Source organism: Tessaracoccus terricola, from assembly GCF_054776555.1.
The window spans coordinates 223,227-241,458 of the sequence record NZ_BAAHBS010000007.1 but is presented as its reverse complement, the minus strand read 5'-3'; the positions used below and the strand labels follow the sequence as shown (position 1 = coordinate 241,458).

General features: G+C 69.7%; 20 protein-coding genes and 1 tRNA gene. 4 read left to right on the top strand and 17 right to left on the bottom strand.

Annotated features, from left to right (window positions below; genetic code table 11):
- Positions 1 to 25: 25 nt before the first annotated feature.
- From pheT to ACYU7G_RS17050, 9 genes are all read right to left on the bottom strand, one after another.
- Positions 26 to 2,527, bottom strand: a complete 2,502-nt coding sequence (gene pheT, locus ACYU7G_RS17090; RefSeq protein ID WP_461110029.1) for a phenylalanine--tRNA ligase subunit beta — start codon at positions 2,525 to 2,527, stop codon at positions 26 to 28.
- Positions 2,524 to 3,633: a phenylalanine--tRNA ligase subunit alpha gene (pheS, locus tag ACYU7G_RS17085; RefSeq protein ID WP_461110028.1), complete on the bottom strand. Its 1,110-nt coding sequence runs from the start codon at positions 3,631 to 3,633 to the stop codon at positions 2,524 to 2,526. The genes pheT and pheS overlap by 4 nt, the downstream gene beginning before the upstream one ends.
- 20 nt (positions 3,634 to 3,653) lie before the next feature.
- Positions 3,654 to 4,439 carry a TrmH family RNA methyltransferase gene (locus tag ACYU7G_RS17080; protein ID WP_461110027.1) on the bottom strand — a complete coding sequence of 262 codons (786 nt, stop codon included), beginning with the start codon at positions 4,437 to 4,439 and terminating at the stop codon, positions 3,654 to 3,656.
- A 28-nt stretch (positions 4,440 to 4,467) separates the two neighbouring features.
- Positions 4,468 to 4,839 (bottom strand): 50S ribosomal protein L20, encoded by a 372-nt coding sequence (gene rplT, locus ACYU7G_RS17075; protein ID WP_461110026.1) that lies wholly within the window; start codon positions 4,837 to 4,839, stop codon positions 4,468 to 4,470.
- A 53-nt stretch (positions 4,840 to 4,892) separates the two neighbouring features.
- Complete coding sequence (rpmI, locus tag ACYU7G_RS17070; protein WP_461110025.1) at positions 4,893 to 5,099, bottom strand: 50S ribosomal protein L35; 207 nt, start codon at positions 5,097 to 5,099, stop codon at positions 4,893 to 4,895.
- A gap of 37 nt (positions 5,100 to 5,136) precedes the next feature.
- Positions 5,137 to 5,841 (bottom strand): translation initiation factor IF-3, encoded by a 705-nt coding sequence (gene infC / locus ACYU7G_RS17065; protein WP_461110049.1) that lies wholly within the window; start codon positions 5,839 to 5,841, stop codon positions 5,137 to 5,139.
- 189 nt (positions 5,842 to 6,030) lie between these two features.
- On the bottom strand, positions 6,031 to 6,555 hold the full coding sequence (locus tag ACYU7G_RS17060) for an SseB family protein (RefSeq protein WP_461110024.1): 525 nt from the start codon (positions 6,553 to 6,555) through the stop codon (positions 6,031 to 6,033).
- A 10-nt stretch (positions 6,556 to 6,565) separates the two neighbouring features.
- A complete protein-coding gene (locus ACYU7G_RS17055) occupies positions 6,566 to 7,753 on the bottom strand; it encodes a winged helix-turn-helix domain-containing protein (protein ID WP_461110023.1) in 1,188 nt (395 codons plus the stop codon).
- A gap of 10 nt (positions 7,754 to 7,763) precedes the next feature.
- A complete protein-coding gene (locus ACYU7G_RS17050; RefSeq protein WP_461110022.1) occupies positions 7,764 to 9,152 on the bottom strand; it encodes an FAD-dependent oxidoreductase in 1,389 nt (462 codons plus the stop codon).
- A gap of 95 nt (positions 9,153 to 9,247) precedes the next feature.
- Here ACYU7G_RS17050 and ACYU7G_RS17045 point away from each other — a divergent pair, with 95 nt between their 5' ends.
- Positions 9,248 to 9,736: a hypothetical protein gene (locus tag ACYU7G_RS17045; protein ID WP_461110021.1), complete on the top strand. Its 489-nt coding sequence runs from the start codon at positions 9,248 to 9,250 to the stop codon at positions 9,734 to 9,736.
- Positions 9,737 to 9,740: 4 nt separating this feature from the next.
- On the opposite strand, the gene ACYU7G_RS17040 is transcribed toward ACYU7G_RS17045, so the two are convergent.
- The 7 genes from ACYU7G_RS17040 to ACYU7G_RS17010 are packed head-to-tail and all read right to left on the bottom strand — an operon-like array spanning position 9,741 to position 14,645.
- Entirely contained in the window at positions 9,741 to 10,253 is a 513-nt protein-coding gene (locus tag ACYU7G_RS17040) for a hypothetical protein (protein WP_461110020.1), read from the bottom strand.
- On the bottom strand, positions 10,250 to 11,110 hold the full coding sequence (hisG, locus tag ACYU7G_RS17035) for an ATP phosphoribosyltransferase (protein WP_461110019.1): 861 nt from the start codon (positions 11,108 to 11,110) through the stop codon (positions 10,250 to 10,252). Before hisG ends, ACYU7G_RS17040 begins: the two co-directional genes overlap by 4 nt.
- Positions 11,111 to 11,132: 22 nt before the next feature.
- Positions 11,133 to 11,396: a phosphoribosyl-ATP diphosphatase gene (locus ACYU7G_RS17030; RefSeq protein WP_461110018.1), complete on the bottom strand. Its 264-nt coding sequence runs from the start codon at positions 11,394 to 11,396 to the stop codon at positions 11,133 to 11,135.
- A 28-nt stretch (positions 11,397 to 11,424) separates the two neighbouring features.
- A complete protein-coding gene (mshC, locus tag ACYU7G_RS17025) occupies positions 11,425 to 12,675 on the bottom strand; it encodes a cysteine--1-D-myo-inosityl 2-amino-2-deoxy-alpha-D-glucopyranoside ligase (RefSeq protein WP_461110017.1) in 1,251 nt (416 codons plus the stop codon).
- A 33-nt stretch (positions 12,676 to 12,708) separates the two neighbouring features.
- Complete coding sequence (locus ACYU7G_RS17020) at positions 12,709 to 13,452, bottom strand: SCO1664 family protein (RefSeq protein WP_461110016.1); 744 nt, start codon at positions 13,450 to 13,452, stop codon at positions 12,709 to 12,711.
- On the bottom strand, positions 13,452 to 13,982 hold the full coding sequence (locus tag ACYU7G_RS17015) for a DUF3090 domain-containing protein (protein WP_461110015.1): 531 nt from the start codon (positions 13,980 to 13,982) through the stop codon (positions 13,452 to 13,454). The genes ACYU7G_RS17020 and ACYU7G_RS17015 overlap by 1 nt, the downstream gene beginning before the upstream one ends.
- Positions 13,983 to 13,991: 9 nt before the next feature.
- The gene (locus ACYU7G_RS17010; RefSeq protein WP_461110014.1) at positions 13,992 to 14,645 is read right to left on the bottom strand and encodes an MSMEG_4193 family putative phosphomutase; all 654 of its coding nucleotides are present in this window, start codon (positions 14,643 to 14,645) and stop codon (positions 13,992 to 13,994) included.
- Between the two features lie 84 nt (positions 14,646 to 14,729).
- On the opposite strand from ACYU7G_RS17010, the gene ACYU7G_RS17005 reads away from it, so the two are divergent.
- The 3 genes from ACYU7G_RS17005 to ACYU7G_RS16995 all read left to right on the top strand — a co-directional run bounded on the left by ACYU7G_RS17005 (position 14,730) and on the right by ACYU7G_RS16995 (position 16,713).
- Positions 14,730 to 15,554: an undecaprenyl-diphosphate phosphatase gene (locus ACYU7G_RS17005; protein ID WP_461110013.1), complete on the top strand. Its 825-nt coding sequence runs from the start codon at positions 14,730 to 14,732 to the stop codon at positions 15,552 to 15,554.
- A 9-nt stretch (positions 15,555 to 15,563) separates the two neighbouring features.
- Positions 15,564 to 16,526, top strand: coding sequence for an aldo/keto reductase (locus tag ACYU7G_RS17000; protein WP_461110012.1), 963 nt, complete (start codon positions 15,564 to 15,566; stop codon positions 16,524 to 16,526).
- A 101-nt stretch (positions 16,527 to 16,627) separates the two neighbouring features.
- Positions 16,628 to 16,713, top strand: a tRNA-Leu gene (locus tag ACYU7G_RS16995).
- 265 nt (positions 16,714 to 16,978) lie between these two features.
- On the opposite strand, the gene ACYU7G_RS16990 is transcribed toward ACYU7G_RS16995, so the two are convergent.
- Complete coding sequence (locus tag ACYU7G_RS16990) at positions 16,979 to 18,223, bottom strand: site-specific integrase (protein ID WP_461110011.1); 1,245 nt, start codon at positions 18,221 to 18,223, stop codon at positions 16,979 to 16,981.
- Between the last annotated feature and the right edge of the window lie 9 nt (positions 18,224 to 18,232).

Here is an 18,232-nt window from a genome sequence, read left to right as displayed (position 1 = left end):
CGTGTACTGAGGCCGGAAGCCGGTCTCAGGCGCGCTGGACGGCTCCGAAGCGTTCCGCGGCGACGGCGACAGCCGCGTTGCGGGCCTCCGCTGCCTCGGCGTCCTTCAGCGTCCGGTCCGCGCGGAACCGCATCGCGAAGGCGAGGGACTTCTTGCCGTCGGGGATCTGGTCACCGTGGTAGACGTCGAACAGCACCACGGACTCCAGCAGTCCGCCGGCACCCTCCACCAGGGCCGCCTGCACGTCGGCGGCCGCCACGGCCTCGTCCACGACCAGCGCCACGTCCTCCTTGGCCACAGGGAACCCGGAGATGGCGGAGATGGCGCCACCCTCCGGGGCCGCGGCCAGCAGGTCGCCGAGGTTGAACTCGACGGCGCAGGTGCGCGCGGGCAGCCCGTAGGCCTTGATGACGTCCGGGTGCAGCTCACCGGCGAAACCGAGGGTCTGGTCACCCGCCAGCAACCGGGCGCAGCGGCCGGGGTGCCAGGGCATGGCGGAGTCGTCGTTCACCCGGGTCAACCGCAGCCCCACGGCCGCGGCGGCGGTCTCCGCGAACGCGACGACGTGGCGCCAGTCCGCAGGAACGGCCGCGCCGTTCCACCCTGCGGCCACCCAGTTGCCGGTCACCACGGCTGCGAGGGTTTCCGGCTGGGTGGGCAGGGCTGCCTCGAGGGCCGCGAGTTCCTCGTCGGTGGGGCGGTGCGCGAGGCTCGGGCGCGGGGCGTCGGGGGTGCCGAAGTCGAAGTAGCCGGAGCCGCGCTCGAACAGGGCCAGGTCGTCGTTGCTGCGCGAGGTGTTCTTCGCGACTGCCTTGAACAGGCCGGGCAGCAGGCTGGTGCGCAGGAACGGCTGGGTGTCGTCGAGGGGGTTGGCGAGCCGCACCAGGCAGCGACGCGGGTCATCCTGCGCCAGACCGAGCCGGTCGATGTCCTCGGCGGAGACGAACGGCAGGCTGAGGACCTCGGTGAACCCGAGTGCCGTGACTGCAGCTGAAACGCGCCGGCGCCCCTTCTGCCGACGGGTGAGCCCGCCGCCCGGGGGCGGTGTGGGCATCGTCTTGCCGATCTCGTCGTAGCCGAACTTGCGGCCCACCTCCTCCACGATGTCGTACGGGTCGCGCAGGTCGGGGCGCCAGGTCGGCACCTCGAGGCTCAGTGAGTCGCCGAGTGCGGTGACGCCCAGCCCGTTGGCCTGCAGGATGCGGATGGAGTCGGTGACCTCGACGTCGGCGCCGAGGATGGCTGGGATCAGCCCGGAGCGCAGGTTGAGGCGGTGCCTGGCGGGCACGCGGCCGACGAGGGTGTACTCCTCGCGGACCGTGCCGCCCCCGTGCGCCACGAGCAGTTCGGCGGCTCGGCGGGCCGCCGCGTACGGGACAGCCGGGTCCACGAGGCGCTCGAAGCGCTTGGAGGCCTCCGAGAACAGTCCGTGGCGGCGGAAGGTCCGGGACACGCTCGGGCCGTCGAAGTGGGCGGCCTCCAGGACGATGGCGGTGGTGTCCTCGGTCACCTCGGTGTCGGCGCCGCCCATGACCCCCGCCAGACCGATGGGGCCGGAGTCGTCGGTGATGAGCAGGTCATCGGCCACCAGCTCGCGCAGGACGCCGTCGAGGGTGCGCAGCTTCTCGCCGTCTCGGGCCTGGCGGACCCGGATGGGTCCCTGCAGCCGGGCGGCGTCGTAGGCGTGCAGCGGCTGGCCCGACTCGAGCATCACGTAGTTGGTGACGTCGACGGGCAGCGAGATGGAACGCACCCCGCTGGCCAGCAGCCGGTCCACCATGAACTTGGGGGACGCGGCGGCCGGGTCGAAGCCCTCGATGGTGAGCGCGACGAAGTTGACGGCACGCTCGGACTCGAGCACCACCGGGTAGCCGGCGTCCGAGTTCTCCGGCATCGGGGTGGAGTACGGGTCCTCGAAGCCGACGCCGGCCGCCACTGCGGCCTCGCGCGCCAGGCCACGCATGGACAGGCCGTGGCTCAGGTCGGGGGTGACGTCGATCTCGAGGACCTCGTCCTCGGTCCACAGCAGCTGCAGGACGTCGTCTCCGACCTCCGCCCCGAGGGCCGGGTCCAGCACGCGGATGCCGTCGTGGTCCTCGCCGAGGCCGAGCTCGAGGTCCGAGCAGATCATGCCGTCGGAGATGTGGCCGTAGGTCTTGCGGGCGGAGATCTCGAACCCGCCGGGCAGCACGGCCCCGGGCAGGACGACGACCACGAGGTCGCCGACGGCGAAGTTGTGGGCACCGCAGACGATGCCGCGGGAGGCCGGGTACTCCTCGGTGGCCGGGTCGTTGTGGCCGTCGCCGACGTCGACGCGGCAGTACCGGATGACCTTGCCGTTCTTCTGGGGCTCGTCGTCGAAGGACAGCACCCTGCCCACCACGAGCGGTCCCGTGATGTCGGGGCCGGTGGTGGTGACGTGCTCCACCGTGAGGCCGAGGTTGGTGAACCGGTCCGCGATGGCGGCGGTGTCAGTGCCTTCGGGAAGTGCGACCAGGTCGCGGAGCCAGGACAGCGGGGCCTTCATCGGGCACCTCCAAGCAGGGAACGGCTGAATCGGATGTCGCCCTCGACGAAGTCGCGCAGGTCGGGGGCGTTGTTGCGGAACATGACGGTGCGGTCCACGCCCATGCCGAAGGCGAAGCCCGAGTAGACGTCGGTGTCGATGCCGCACGCGGCCAGCACGCGCGGGTTCACGACGCCGCAGCCGCCCCACTCGATCCAACCCTCGCTGCGGCAGGTGCGGCAGGGACGCTCGGGGTTGCCCACGGATTCGCCGTGGCAGACGAAGCACTGCAGGTCCACCTCGGCCGAGGGCTCGGTGAACGGGAAGTAGTGGGGACGCATCCGGGTGGTGACGTCGCCGAACATCGCCTTCGCGAAGTGGTCCAGCGTGCCGCGCAGGTCCGCCATGGAGATGCCCTTGTCGACGACGAGGCCCTCCAGCTGGTGGAACACGGGCAGGTGGGTGGCGTCGTACTCGTCGGCGCGGAACACCTTTCCGGGACTGACGACGTAGAGGGGGACGTCCCGCTCGAGCAGCGCCCGGATCTGCACGGGCGAGGTCTGGGTGCGAAGCAGCTTGCCGGCGGAGGCCGGTTCCACCCAGAGGGTGTCCTGTTCGCCCCGGGCCGGGTGGTCCGGTCCGAGGTTGAGGGCGTCGAAGTTGTACCACTCGGCCTCGAGTTCGGGGCCTTCGGCCACCTCCCAGCCGAGGGCTACGAACACGTCGCACATCTCGTCGATGAGCGCGCTGATGGGGTGGACGGCACCTTGGGGGCCGAGGTCCACCGGGAGGGTCATGTCCACGCGTTCGGTCACGAGGGCCTGCGCGAGTTCCGCGGCCGCCAGTTCCTCCTGGCGGGCGGCGATGGCCTGGTTCACCTGGCCGCGGGCCTTGCCGACACGGGCGCCTGCTTCCTTGCGGGCGGCGGGCGGCAGGGCGCCGATCTCACGGTTGGCGAGGGCCAGGGGCGCGCGCTCGCCGACGTGCTCGATCCGGACCTGCTTCAACTCCGCGCTGGTGCCCGCCGCGGCGACTGCTGCGAGGGCGGCCTCGACGAAACCATTGACGACGTCGGGCTCCAGCGCGGCCACCCGCTTCGGATCGAAGTTGTCATTCGGCCCGGACATGGGCACTCCTCACTGTTGGGTCAAGCGTTGTTGCCCCGGCGCTGGGCCGAGGCGGTCTGGTAGAGGCAGATCGCCGCTGCACTGGAAAGGTTAAGGCTCTCGGCGGATCCCCACATTGGCACGGCCACCACCCGGTCCGCCAGTTCGGCGTCCTCGGCGGGCAGTCCCCATGCCTCGTTGCCCATGATCCACGCGGTGGGTCCGGCGAGTTCACCGGCAGCGGCGAGCAGGTCGAGTTCGTCCCCACCGCCATCGGCGGCAAGCACCTGCATCCCCATGGCCTTCACGTGGGCGACGGCCTCGGCGAGGCCGAGCCCGGTGACGATCGGGAGGTGGAAGAGGCTGCCGACGGTGGAGCGCACGGTCTTGGGGTTGTGGATCTCGACGGATCCGGTGGTCAGGATCACGCCGTCGGCCCCGAAGGCGTCCGCGCAGCGGATGACGGTGCCGGCGTTGCCGGGGTCCCGCACCTGGGCGCAGATCACCACGAGCCTCGCGTCCGCGAGGTCCTCGAGGCGGTGGCTGAGGCGTCGGCAAACCGCCACGATCCCCTGGGGGGTGACGGTGTCGCTGAGCTGGCGCATCTGCGCCTCGGTGGCGTGCCAGACGGTGGCCTCGTGGCCGGCGAGCAGGTCCTGGTGGCGTTCCGGGTCGTCGACGACGACCTCCAGCACCACGCCGGGCATGCGAAGGGCCTCGCGGACCGCCTGTCTTCCCTCGACGAGGAAGCGGTCCGCGAGGTCGCGGCCACGTCGGCTGGTGAGCCGACGAAACGAACGCAGCGCACCGACCGGGAGGTCGGGCACTGCGTTCGGTTCAGTGGGTCGGTTCACCTCAGGCAGCGGCAGCTTCGGACTGGTTGTCCTTGGCGATGACCACGAGTGCCTGGAAGGCGGCGGTGTCGTTGACGGCGAGCTCGGCGAGCATCTTGCGGTCAACCTCGACGCCGGCGTTCTTCAGACCGTTCATGAAACGGTTGTAGGTGATGCCCTCGGCGCGGGCCGCAGCGTTGATGCGCTGGATCCACAGGCTGCGGAAGTCGCCCTTCTTGGCGCGACGATCGCGGTAGGAGTAGGTCATCGAGTGGAGGACCTGCTCCTTGGCCTTGCGGTACAGGCGGGAACGCTGGCCGCGGTAGCCCGAGGCCAGTTCGAGAATCTCGCGGCGCTTCTTCTGCGCATTCACAGAACGCTTGACGCGTGCCATGTCTTACTCCTTCGTGCGGGCCGGATTGCACACCCGGCGGGTTCGGGTGTGGTTCAGCGGCCCTTGTGGGTACCGAGCAGCTTCTTGGCCTGTGCGACGTCGGCCGCAGCCATCTCCTTGTTGCCCTTCAGGCGACGCAGGCGCGTCGAGGACTTGTGGGCGTTGAGGTGCCCGAGGTTGGCCTGGCGGTGCATGAGCTTGCCGGTTCCGGTGACCTTGAATCGCTTCTTGGCACCCGAATGCGTCTTCATCTTCGGCATGTGTGTCTCGCTTTCTCTCCGGTTGGTCTCGACCCCGTCACAGGTCGATGTCTGGGTCCATGTTGTCTGCGGGACCACGCTTCTTCTTCGTCGGCTTGTTCGGCTGCGAGGCTGCACGCAGCTCCGCCTCCTCCGACTTCTCGGCCGCGGCGTTGGCCTTGCGCTCCGCGATGCGACGATCACGGTCCGCTGCCTGCTCGACCTTGGCCTCGGTCTTCTTCTTGGTGGGGCCGAGCACCATCAGCATGTTGCGGCCGTCCTGCTTGGGGGCAGACTCGACGTAGCCGAACTCGACCACGTCGTCCGCGAGGCGCTTCAGCAGGTCGATTCCGAGCTCCGGGCGCGACTGCTCGCGGCCACGGAACATGATGGTGATCTTCACCTTGTCGCCGCCCTTGAGGAACCGCACGACGTGACCCTTCTTGGTCTCGTAGTCGTGCTGGTCGATCTTGAGGCGGAGCTTCATTTCCTTGGTGATGGTGTTGGTCTGGTTCTTGCGGGCGTCGCGTGCCTTCTGCGCCGCCTCGTACTTGAACTTGCCGTAGTCCATCAACTTGCACACCGGCGGTCGTGCCTGCGGTGCCACTTCAACCAGATCGAGATCGTTCTCCGCCGCCAGACGCAGTGCGTCCTCGACGCGCACGATGCCGACCTGCTCGCCGTTCGGGCCGACGAGCCGGACTTCTGGTACTCGGATGCGATCGTTGATGCGCGGTTCAGTGCTGATGTGTCCTCCAGGGATTAGATGGTGGTGCTGGGAAAAACCAAAAGGCCTCCGCACATGCGAAGGCCTGACGACGCGTTCCGGACGACGAATGACGTCCGACGCGATACCGACCCGGCAGCCCTGGGGCCACGCAGGTGGGAGGTCAGGCCTCCACTTGTAGCGGATCCACCTGATGGCAGATCTCAACGGCTCACGACTCTACACTCACTGACCCTGCTCGGCCAAATCGTCAGCGCCCTCGCCGTACTTGACCCAGGCGAACTCCTCGCCCTCGAACTCGACGGCCCGGAACCCCTCACCCACGAGGCGCAGCGCCTCCCCGGCGAGGACGAACGGGACGGGCCCGGCGACGTCCACCAGCAACTGGTTGGCGCCGGCGGGGTTCACGGTGGCGGCGAGTTCGTCGAGGTGGCACAGGATCGGACGGGCGTCGGCCTGCCACGCCTTCATCGAGTCGATCCCGGTGAACGCCAGCAGGGCGGTGTCCTCGCCGTCGGTGATGGTCACGGCGGCCAGTTCGGCCTCGCGGTCCGGGTCCTGGTGCATGGTCTCGTCCCCGCTGGCAACCACCGGCATCAGCAGCCTGGAGGTGCACAGCGCCACCAGGGCCCGGATGTAGCCCGTGTGGTCGCGAACGTCGGCGATGGCCCGGCGCGTGATCGGGTCCGCCTCCCCCGTGTCGCCGTCGAAGCGGGCGCTGGGCTGGGCGAGTCGGTGCAGGTGGTCCATGTCCTCGAGCCTAGTGGTTCTCCGGCTCCACCCCCACCAGCCCGAGCCAGTCGGCCAACTCGCGGAGCTCCTCCCCCAGCGCTTCAGCCGTGCCGGGCGGTGCGTCCGGTTCCAGGGTGGTGCGCCGCACCCTCAGCACGCCCGCCGCCCGGTCCGCCTTCAGGTCCACCCGGGCCACCAGTTGCTCTCCCAGCAGGAACGGCAGCACGTAGTAGCCGTGCACCCGCTTCGCCTCGGGCACGTAGATCTCGATCCGGTAGTGGAAACCGAACAGCCGTTCCACACGGTCCCGCTCCCACACCAGGGAGTCGAAGGGGCTGAGCAGCGCCCTTGCCTGCACGCGACGCGGCCGGCGGGCGCCCGGGTCCAGGTAGGCCGGCTCACCCCAGCCGTCCACCTCCACCTGCTCCAACTCCCCTCGTCGGACCAGTTCCGCGACTGCAGGCGCCGCCTCCTGCTTCCTGAGGCGGAAGTAGTCGGCGAGGTCGGAGAGGGTGCCGACGCCGTGGGCGCCGGCCGCGCGGCGCACGAGTTCCACCGCGGCCTCCTCGATGCCGGGCCGGTGGGCCACCTGCTGCGGGCTGAGCACCCATTCGGGTGCGGCGTAGCGGCGCTCGAACTGCTGGTTGCGTCCCGAGCTGACGATCTCACCGGCCCAGAACAGGTACTCCAGGCATTGCTTCACCAGGGACCAGTTCCACCCCCAGTTGTCCCTGTTGTGCTGCACGTCGTGCTCCACGAGCAGGTCCACCTCGCGCGCGGTCAGCGGGCCGTGCTCGCGCACCGCCGCCAGTACGGCATCCACCACGCCGGGGTGGTCGGCCAGCACGTTGCGGCCCCAGGCGTCCCGGTCCGCGGTGGCGCGCCGGAACGCCAGGTACGGCCACGTCTGCGGCGGGATCAGGCTGGCGGCGTGCGCCCAGTACTCGACCAGCCGCCGGTTGCCGCGGGCGCGTGGGCCGGCGCCGTCGCGGGCCCGGTCCAGCAGGGCGGTGTCATAGCTGCCTAGTCTGGAGAAGAACGGCAGGTACTGGCTCCGGGTGAGGACGTTGACACTGTCGATCTGGACCACCTGCACCGCCTCGATGACACGCTGGACGTGCCGCATGGTCACGGTGCCCGGCTCCGGTCTGGGCGTCGCGAACCCCTGGGCGGCGAGTGCGATCCGGCGGGCCTGGGCAGCGGTGAGGGTTGCCATGCGAGAAACCCTAACCGTCACCCCTGACCACAGCGCGGCCAAGCGCGGCGTCGAGCATCGTGGCCCGTTCGGCGATCTTGATCCGCTCCGCCCCCTCGCGGCTGCCGCCGAGTGCGACCTCGGCCGCGTCCAGCCGCCGCCAGTCGTCCCAGGTCACGGGCTCGATGCCGAACTCGCGCAGCCGCTCGAGCACCTCGTCGCCGCCACCCCGGGGTGGCTCGGCCAGGGTGGGCAGGTCGGCCAGGACCGACGCGGCGGTCTCGGCGCCGTCGCCCTTGTTGGTGCCGATCACCCCGTTCGGGCCGCGCTTGATCCAGCCCGCGACGTAAGTTCCGGGCACGGGCTCACCATCGCGGACCACACGCCCGGCGACGTTCGGGATGGTGCCGTTGGGCTCGTCGAAGGGCAGCCCCGCCACGGGTTCGCCGGTGTAGCCGATGGCCTTCACCACCAGCTCGGCGACGAGCACCTCCTTCTCCCCCGTCCCACGCACCCGCCCGGACGGGGTGACCTCGTTCCGCTCCACCTCCACCGCGGCCACCCTGCCGTCGGCATCGGCCAGCAGACGCACGGGGCTGCGCAGGAATCGCAGGTGGATGCGGCGGCGGCCGCCGGCCCCGGGAGGCTCGGTGGCCCAGGCGGCGAGGGTGTCCAGCACCTGGCGGGTGCGCCGGTCCGGGGCGGTTTCGGCGTCGCGGGCCAGGGACCCGTCGTCGTGGACCAGTACCTCGACGTCGTCCAGGTCGGCCAGTGCCCGGAGCTCGATCGGCGTGAACTTGACGTGCTGCGGCCGCCTCCTGACCAGGACGTGGACGTCGGTGATGGCGCTGTCGTGCAGCCGGTCCAGCACCGCGTCGTGCAGGTCGGTGACGGCGAGGTCCTCGGCCGGCCGCGCGAGGATCCTCGCCACGTCGAGTGCCACGTTCCCGGCACCGACGACCACAGCTCCCTCGCTGTCCAGGGTGGGCCGCAGGTCCACCGCGTCGGGGTGGCCGCAGTACCAGGACACGAACGCGCCGGAACCCACCGCACCCTCGAGTTCCTCCCCCTCGATCCCGAGGTCACGGTCGACGGCGCTCCCGGTGGCGTGCACGACGGCGTGGTAGTGCTCCCGCAGGACCGCGCCGGGGATGCCGCCCGATCCCACGTGCACGTTGCCGAGGAACCGTCCCCGGGGACTGTCGAACGGCGACTCCAGTTTCCGGGTCACGGACTTGATCCTGGTGTGGTCCGGTGCGACGCCGTAGCGCACGAGCCCGTACGGGGCCGGCAGCCGGTCGAGCACGTCCACCTGCACGTCCGGCTCACCCGCGAGCAGCGCCTCCGCGGTGTACAGGCCCGACGGGCCGGAACCGACGACGGCCACCCGACGGGGCCGTGGACTGGGTCGGGACGTCAAGATCGCACCTCCTCGTACGAGTCGCCACCACGCTAACAGCCACTCCGGCACCGCGAGCCCACTCGGGGGCTTCGGGCGTGTGCAAAGCTGGGAACATGGAAGCCGCCCTGTTCATCACCATCTGCCTCATGACCGTGGTCGCCGCGGCCACCGCCGGGCTGTTCGCGCGGGGCAGGAACCCCAAGACTCTCGTCGCCGGCATCGGTCTGGTGGTGCTCCCGCTCGGGCTCTACCTGACGGGCATCACGCAACTCGCCTACAACGGTGTCCTGAGCCTCATCGACTGGGCGCAGCGGACCGTCTGGAACGACACCATGACCTGGGGTGCCGGTCTGGCCGGACTCGGCGTCGTGCTGCTCGTCGTGGCCGGCTTCATGAAGACCAAGGCCCGGCCACGGCAGGGGCGGGCACGCACTGCGGAGCAGCCCTCCGTGGCGGAGAAGCCGGCTCAACCCGCCGTCGGCCAGGGCAGCAAGCCCGCCGCCGCGGCACCGGCGCAGCCGAAGCAGGACAAGAAGCAGCCGGCACTGGACCCGGAGGACGCGGAGATCGAGGCGCTGCTGCGCAAGCGCGGCATCATGTGAAGCGCTACTTCTGGTCACCCTCCAGGGTGATGCCTTCGGAGTTCGCACCGTTGGCCTTGAGCCAGACGCGCAGCGCACGGATCTTGCGCTTGGCCTTGTCCCCCTCCAGGGACTGGATGGCCAGCACCGCGCGCCGCTTGACGCCTCCCTCGTGCTTCACGAGCAGGTAGGCCCAGGGGTCGCCGTCGCGCAGGCGCAGGCCGGCCACCTCGTCGATCCTGAAGCGACGCAGGACCGGTCCGTTGCGGATGACGACGCCGTCCTCGTCGGCCCAGATCCGCGAGTACCCGATCGAGAGCATCATCGCGATCATGAAGACCAGGAAGAACAGCAGCGTCGCAGCCTGCAGCCAGGTGATCTGGGAGCGGATGGAGGTGCCGATGGCGTACCAGCCCCACATCGCGGCCAACAGCAGGACCACGGACCCGACGACGGAGGTCACGAGCACCGCGACGCTGGTGAACTGCAGCCGCTCGGGGATCTGGGGGACGTCCTCGGACGGGATCTTGGCGGTCACAGCCTGCAGGACCTCAACTCGGTCAGGAGGATGCCGCGGGCACCCAGGTCGAACAGGTCGTCCATGAGTTGGTGGGCGCCCTTCTTGGGGACCAGCACCCGCACGGCCAGCCAGCCGTCCTTGGCCAACTGGGAGACGGTCGGGCCATTCACGCCGCTGGCCAGCGCGGTGGTGGCGTCGAGGTTGGCGGCCGCCACGTTGTAGTCCATCATCAGGAAGTTGTGCGCCACCAGGACGCTCTCCAGTCGGGTGCGCAGGGCGTCCAGCCCGGCCGGCTCCTCGCCGGAGTTGCGTCGGATCAGGACCGCCTCGGACTCGACGATGACCTCGCCGAACATCTCCAGGCCGGCACGGCGCAGCGTGGTGCCGGTCTCGACCACGTCTGCCACGGCGTCGGCCACCCCGAGCCGGATGGCGGACTCCACCGCCCCGTCGAGCCTGGTCAGGGTGGCGTCGATCCCGCGCTCGTCCAGCCACGTCTGCAGCAGGCCCGGGTAGGAGGTGGCGATCCGCTTGCCGGCGAGCGCCTCCACGGTCCAGCCCTGCCCTGCCGGGGCGGCGAAGCGGAACTTGCTGCCGCCGAAGCCGAGCTGCATCAGCTCGGTGGCCTGGGCGCCGGAGTCCAGCAGCATGTCGCGGCCGGTGATGCCGAGGTCCAGGTGGCCCTCGCCTACGTAGACGGCGATGTCCCGGGGGCGCAGGTAGTAGAACTCGACGTTGTGGTCCGCGTCGATGAGGGTGAGGTCCTTGGAGTCCGTGCGCTGGTGGTAGCCGGCGGCGCGCAGCATCCCGGCCGCCGCTTCGGACAGGGCGCCCTTGTTGGGCACTGCCACCTTCAAGAGGCGTTCTTCAGTCATGAGGTTTCTTTCAGGGTTCGGCTCACAGGTAGCGGTAGACGTCTTCGAGGTCCAGGTCCAGGGCGATCATCATCACCTGCAGGTGGTAGAGGAGCTGGCTGATCTCCTCGGCCGCCTCCTCCTTCGACTCGTACTCGGCGGCCATCCAGACCTCCGCGGCCTCCTCGACGACCTTCTTGCCGATCTGGTGGACGCCCGCGTCGAGGCGGGACACCGTCGAGGACCCCTCGGGGCGGGTGCGGGCGGTCTCGGTCAGCTGCTCGAAGAGTTGTTCGAAGGACTTCACGCCCTGCAGCCTACCGGCTCCGCGGTGGTCACAGCTTCACGCCGAGGAGGGCGTCCACGGCGGCGGCGACCTCGGCGATGGATCCAGTCTCGTCGGAGTCGACGGCGAGGCTGCCGGCCACCCAGGTGTCGACGGCCCGGAGGGCGGCGGGGGCGTCCAGGTCGTTGCGGAGCGCCTTGCGCATGGCCGCGATGGTCTCGGCCGCGGGCAGGGCGACGCCGTTGTTGAGGACGCTGCGCCAACGCCCCAGGCGCTCGGTGGCGCGCACGAGCTGGTCGGCGGTCCACTCCCAGTCCTCGCGGTAGTGGTGGTCCAGCAGGGCCAGGCGGATGGCCATCGGGTCGGCACCGCCGTGGCGCAGGCGGCTGACGAGCTCGAGGTTGCCCTTGGACTTGCTCATCTTCTCGCCGTCGAGCGCCACCATGCCGGTGTGCACGAAGGCATCGGCCAGGTGCTCACCACCGGTGGCGACGATGGCCTCGGCCGCGCACATCTCGTGGTGCGGGAACACCAGGTCCGAGCCGCCTCCCTGGACGTCGAAGGCGGAACCGAGGTAGCGCAGCGCGATGGCGGTGCACTCGATGTGCCAGCCGGGGCGGCCGGCCCCGAGGTCCGAGGACCAGCTGGGTTCGCCCGGGCGGGCGAAGCGCCACAGCAGGCAGTCGAGGGGGTGGCGCTTGCCGGGGCGCTCGGGGTCTCCTCCGCGCTCGGCGAACACGTCGACCATCTGCTGCTCGTCGAGGTGGCTGACTCCACCGAAGCCGGGCGCCTTCGTGACGTCGAAGTACCAGTCCGGGTGCTCGTCGTCCTCCACCTGGTAGACCAACCCGGTGGGCACGAGCTTGTTCACCAGGTCGATGACGCAGGCGATGGACTCGACGGCACCGATGTAGTGGTCGGGCGGGATGACGCGGAGGTCCTCCATGTCGCTGCGGAACAGCTCGGTCTGGTCCGCGGCGAGCTCCTCCCAGTCCTGACCGGTCTGTTCGGCGCGCTCCAGCAGCGGGTCGTCGACGTCGGTGACGTTCTGGGTGTAGTTGACCTCCAGCCCCAGGTCGCGCCAGACCCGGTTGACCAGGTCGAAGGAGACGTAGGTGTTGGCGTGGCCGAGGTGGGTGGCGTCGTAGGGCGTGATGCCGCAGACGTACATCCGTGCCGAACCCGCGGCGGGGTCGGCCGCGACGGGGCCCCCACTCGCAGTGTCATTCAGGAAGAGGCGGTCCGGGACGTCCTCCGACGGGGGGAGGCTGGGAACATCTACTGGGGCCCACGCGTACATGGGCCCAAACCTACCGCCTCGGGGAAAGGGGGTTCACCAGGGTGGCCAGGGAATGGCCGGCCAACGCCCCGACGGCGCGGGCAGCGCACCCGCGTCCAGCAGGTCCTGGGAACGCCCGGCGACGCGCTCCCACTCCTGCGTCACCAGCCCCTCGGGGGTGGGCAGGTCCATCGCCGCCACCTGGGCGAGCAGGTCCCGCTCCGCCTCCGTGAGTTCCTGTCCCGCGAACCCCCACAGCACCGTCCGGAACTTCTCCTCGACGTGCAGGCTGACCCCATGGTCCACGCCCAGCAGGCGTTCACCGTCGGAGATGAGGTGGCCCACCTTGCGGTCGGAGTTGTTGATGACCAGGTCGAACAGGCAGACCCTGCGCAGGGCCGCGTCGTCGCGGTGCACCAGCACCACCGGGCGGTCCTCGCCGTCGACGCCGGAGACCACCGGCAGCCAGGTCTCGTCCAGGTCCTGCGGGCGCACCACGTCCACGAGTCCGGTGACCTCGCCCTCGATCCAGCGTTGGACCGAGCCCTCCCCGAAGGGACCCTCGCCCCACAGGGTCAGGGGCACGACGTCGAACCCGAAGTGCTCGCTCACCAGGTGCGCGGCCACCTCGCGGCGGCCGAGGGTGTGCTCGGGGAAGTCCCACAGCGGCCGCTCCCCCGCCACCGGTTTGTAGACCCATTCCGTCCCGGCGGCGTCCCGGGCGAGGAAGGTGGCGTTCGAGGCCTCAGTGAGCCGCCCGACCGGCTCGAGGTCCCCGTCGGGTCCTGTTGCCGCCATCAGAACAACGGGCCCCGGTAGCCGTTGGAGCGGGGGCAGATGTGTCCGCCGGGTTCGATCGGCTGGCTGCAGAACGGGCAGGCCGGCCGCCCGGAGGAGACGATGACCTCGGCCCGCAGCGAGAACTCGCGCGCCATCCGGGAGCTGAGCCAGATCTGCACGAGGACGTTGTGGGAGTCGTCGTCGGGGGCCTCCTCCCCCAGGTCGACGGAGAACAGCTCGAGCTGGATGGCGCTGCGGTTCGCGTCCCACGCGAGGCCGATCGCCCCCACCCGGAACTCCACCTCCAGCGGCGCGTCCAACGGGCCGAGGTCCGACGGCTCCTCGCCCTCGGCGTCCGCGCGGCCGAGCGACTGCAACTGGTCGAGGATCTCGCCGATGCGGCGGCCGAGCATCTGGACCTGCTGTTTCTCCACGGCCACCGCGACGAGGGTGCCGCCCTGTGAGACCTGGATGATGAACAGCCGGTTGCCCGGCTCGCCGATGGTGCCGACGACGCACCGGTCGGGATGTGGGAACTCGAGCAGCATGTGGCCAGCCTACTTCGCAGGGGCGTCGCCGCCGCCGACGGTCGGTGCCTGGCTGGGCGCGAGCAGGGCCGCGACGTCGGTGTTGGCGTTGATGCACACCACGAATGGGGGCCGGTCCGGGGCGTGGGCCACGACGCTGACCGAGGCAGGGGCGACGTTGAGCCGTTGGAAGTCGTCGAAATCCTGCCCCAGGGCATCGGAGAGGATGGCCTTGATGGGGTCGCCGTGGCTGACCAACAGCACCGTCTCCTCGGGGTGGCGTTCGACGATGTCGGCGACCGCCGCGACGGCCCGGTCACGCATCTCCAGCATCGACTCGCCTGCCGGGAATCGCACCTGCGACGGCGTGGCCTGGATGGTGCGCCACAGCGGCTCCTCGGTGAGCTCCGAGAGCTTCCGGTTGGTCCAGTCCCCGTAGTGGCACTCGGTCAGGCCGTCGATGACCACGGCGTCGGGGAATCCCAGTTCCTCAGCGGTCTGGGCGCAGCGCAGGATCGGGGAACGGTAGGCGGCGCTGATCCTGGACCCGGCCAGCAACCGCCCCAGTTCCCGGGCCTGCTCGCGGCCGACCTCGTCGAGCTCCACGCCGTCGGCGCGGCCGGCGAGGATACCGTCGGCGTTGGCTCGGGATCGGCCGTGGCGGACGAGGACGAGAATTGTCATGTCCCCAAACGTAGCTGGCCGGGCCCGGGTGCCACGCGGTCTACAGTTGCCCTCGGCACACTCCCCGAGAGCAAGGAGAACGACGTGGGCTGGTTCGAGGCGATCGTCCTCGGGATCGTGCAGGGACTCACGGAGTTCCTGCCCATCTCGTCGAGCGCGCACGTATCCATCGTCGGACAGCTGCTGTTCGAGGGCAGGGACCCCGGCGCGGCCTTCACCGCGGTGACGCAGCTCGGCACGGAGACGGCGGTGCTGGTCTACTTCTGGAAGGACATCGTCCGCATCATCCGCAAGTGGTGCCTGGCGCTGGTGGGCAAGGAGGAGCGCAGCGACCCTGACGTCCGGATGGGCTGGCTGGTCATCATCGGTTCCGTCCCCATCGTGGCCCTGGGGCTGCTGTTCCAGGACGCGATCGACTCGACGCTGCGCAACCTGTGGATCACCGTTGCCATGCTCGCGGGCGTGGCCGTCGTCCTGTTCTTCGCCGACCGCGTGGGCGAGCGCAACACTCGCGAACTCAAGGACCTCACGTGGGGGCACGGCCTGCTCTACGGCCTGTTCCAGGCCGCCGCGCTGATTCCCGGCGTGTCGCGTTCGGGCGCCACCATCTCCGCCGGTCTGTACATGGGCTACACCCGTGAGGCTGCCACCCGGTACGCGTTCCTGCTGGCGATCCCGGCGGTGTTCGGGTCCGGCCTGTACAAGCTGAAGGACATCGGCGACGGCGCCACCGCCTGGGGGCCGACGATCGTGGCCACCGTGCTCGCGTTCCTGGTGGGCTACGCGGTGATCGCGTGGCTGATCAAGTTCATCTCCACCCACACCTTCCGAGGGTTCGTCTACTACCGGCTGGGTCTCGCCGCCGTGGTGGCAGCGCTGCTGCTGACCGGCGTCCTGCAGGCGTCCTAGGCTGGCGGGATGGAACTTCGACCCCTCGGCAGCTCCGGCCTGCGCGTCTCCCCCCTCGGGATCGGCACCATGGCCTGGGGCCGTGACGTCAAGTGGGAGGAGGCCCGCGGCCTCGTCGTCGACTTCGTGGAGGCCGGCGGCAACCTCGTCGACACCGCTCCCGCCTACGGTGGCGGCGTCGCGGAGAAGATGCTGGGCAAGTTGTTCGCCGGCGGGCTCCCCCGCGAGGACCTGGTGGTGGCCACCAAGGGCGGCTTCGTGATCCGCGACGGCAAGCGGGTCATGGACACTTCCCGCGGCGCGATGCTGGCGGACCTCGAGCAGTCGTTGCGCCGGATGAACACCGACCACGTGGACCTGTGGCAGGTGCACGCCTGGGGCGAGGCGCCCATCGAGGAGACCCTCTCCGCCATCGACTCCGCCATCACCCGCGGCCTGGTGCGCTACGCCGGCGTGTCCAACTTCGTCGGCTGGCAGCTGGCCACCGCCGCCACCTGGCAGCGCGCACTCGGTAGCCGGACCCCGCTGGCGTCGGTGCAGGTGGAGTACTCCCTCCTGGCCCGTCGCGCCGAGGTGGAGGTGATCGGTGGCGCCCACCACCACGAGATGGGCCTGCTGGCCTGGTCCGCCCTCGGCAGGGGTGCCCTGACCGGCAAGTACCGCACCGGGATCCCCCGCGACTCCCGCGCCGCCGCCGACCACTTCTCCTGGTTCCTGGAGCCCTACCTGCAGCCGCGTTCCAAGGCCGTCGTCGACGCCGTGGCCAAGGCCGCCGAAGGGCTCGGGCTGACACCCGCCCAGGTGGCGCTGCTGTGGGTGCGCGACGCCCCGCAGGTGGCCTCCGCGCTGATCGGCCCCCGGAACAGGACGCAGTTGGCGGAGCTGCTGGAGACCGACACCAAACGCCTCGTGCCACCCATCGTCTCCGCCCTGGACGACGTCTCCGGCGGCCCGAACGGCCACCGGGAGTGACGCAGCAGGGCGCGCAGGAGCGCGTGTCCCGCTCGAATTGTGTCGACGCCGAAGCTCCTGCTATCTTTTGTTGTCGCGTTCCCACGAGGAACACACACCCTGTCCGGGTGGCGGAATTGGTAGACGCGCTAGCTTGAGGTGCTAGTGCCCTTTATCGGGCGTGGAGGTTCAAGTCCTCTCTCGGACACAGATCAGAACCCCTGGTTGACAAGGCGAAAGTCGAGTTGACTAGGGGTTCTTCTCATTTCACCTTCCGCCACCCTCCGCCAGCTATCGCCAGTTTGGGGCACATTCGCTGCACGTTCGCTGCACGTTCGCTGCACGCGTGGGCATGGGCAAGGCCTTCGGGATCCGTTCGGAGGCCTCTGGCCGAGCGCCAACCCGGCCCCGGCACGTGGAGGGGAATCTCACGAGCTGGGACACGTCAAAGGGCGTGACGAACTGCATCTGGCTCACCGCCCTGGGTTCTTGTCGCGGGTTGGTCCCCGTGCGGCTCTGCGGCGTGCATCGGCCAGCTGAGCTGACATCCTGCGGGCCCGTTCGGCGTCACGCTCCTTGGTGGCTGTCTGATACTGCAGAGCCATCGTGGGGGTCGTGTGTCCGAGCATCGCCTGGATCTCACGAACAGACGCCCCCGCAGCCGCGGCCAGAGTGGCAGCCGTCGCCCGGAGGTCATGGTCCTTCAGTTCGGCGCGTCCGATGCTCGCTGCAGCCTTCTTGTGCAACCGCCGCAACACGTCGTCGTTCAAGGGCCTGCCGAAGACATCACAGAACAGCAGCGCCTCCGGTTTCAGCTCACCACGGGATTCGCGCCATGCCTTGAGGCTCGGAACCGTGGCCGGCAGTAGCGCAAGGGTCCGGAAGGATGCTGGCGTCTTGGGATCCTGGACCTGCAGGCTCCGCGCCCCAAGCTCCCCCACCTTGGCAACCGTCCCGGCCACCGTGACGGTTCCGGCCTGCAGGTCCAGGTCCTTGGACCTCAACGCCAGGACTTCTCCGATCCGTAGCCCACAGGTGATCTGGAGGGTCAGGGCCATCCGCGCCCAGGGCACTCCCACCGAGTTCAGGAACCGGTCCACCTCCTCCAGTGACAGAGACTGGGGCTGCCTTGCCCGGTCAGGTGCTCCCGCCCCCCGCAATGTGCACGGGGTCGCGCTGATGAACTCAGCCCTCACGGCGTCGTCAAACACGGACACGAGCAGCTCGTAGGCTTTGCCACCCTGTGTTCTGGTTCTGCTGGGGGGACCGTTCCACCGCCAGTCGTAGACGTCTGCCCGCTTCACCTCGGTGATGCGGAGGCCGCCAAGCCTCGTTCCGTCGACGTTGAGCCGGGCCAGCTTTCGGTAGTTGTCTGCCGTCGTCTGCTTGATGGGTCGACGCGTCCGGTTCTGGCGCTCGTCGATGCAGGCACTCACCCATTGCTCGACCGTGGGAACCCGTGCCTCAGCCTCCGCCGCGAGAGCCTCAACTGCTTCCCGCTCGGAGCGCTCATCTTCAGCCGCCCTCTGGGCTTCCGCCCGTGCGACTGGACTGACCCACGCACCGTACTCAATGAGCCGTCGCTCCTCGGTGACCCAGGCTTGGGCATCTGCCTTGTGCGTGAAGGTCGCTGGAGCGTTGTACCGCCGTCCATCAGGGCCCGGGTAGCTCGCCTGGAAGCGGCCGCTGGGCAACTTGCGAATCTGACCGAACCTCATGCCTCTGTC